The following is a 621-nucleotide window of genomic DNA, read 5'->3' on the forward strand; positions in this document are numbered from 1 at the left end:
GGTTCAGTTAACTCGTTTCCGCTCGACTTGCATGTGTTAGGCCTGCCGCCAGCGTTCAATCTGAGCCATGATCAAACTCTTCAATTTAAAGTTTTGATTCCCTAAATAAATAGGGGAGGCTCAATGAATACTGATAAGTTCCTAGTGACTAGAAGCTAGTTCCTAGAAAACTTGAATTGACTGTGCCGGTATTACTACCGATTGGTCACTCAGTTCATTGAAACCTAAATTGTTTCCGAAGAAACTATTTGGATTATCATCAACGAGTGCCCACACAGATTGATAGGTTTATATTGTTAAAGAGCTGTGCTATCAACGCGTTAGCGTCGAAGCGGATGCGTATAATACGCCATTGACTCGGTAAGTCAACATAAAACTCTAAACTTTATTAGAATCTTATGGTGACTTGTCTACTAAATAGACAAAGTCGAACCTTTTGTCTTCACTTTTTAAAAAAGTGAAAATAAATAGGAGCCTGGCGATGTCCTACTCTCACATGGGGAAGCCCCACACTACCATCGGCGCTAATTCGTTTCACTTCTGAGTTCGGCATGGAATCAGGTGGGTCCAAATCGCTATGGTCGCCAAGCAAATTTTGTTTAAGTTCCTAGAAGCTAGTTC

Annotated in this window: 2 rRNA genes; both read right to left on the minus strand. The window is 41.1% G+C overall.

The window, feature by feature from the left end:
• A 16S ribosomal RNA gene (locus QTO00_RS20590) occupies positions 1-87 on the minus strand; the annotation flags it as partial.
• Between the two features lie 386 nt (positions 88-473).
• Positions 474-589, minus strand: a 5S ribosomal RNA gene (gene rrf / locus QTO00_RS20595).
• Positions 590-621: the final 32 nt, after the last annotated feature.

The organism is Vibrio sp. M260118, assembly GCF_036533755.1.
Lineage (GTDB): Bacteria > Pseudomonadota > Gammaproteobacteria > Enterobacterales > Vibrionaceae > Vibrio.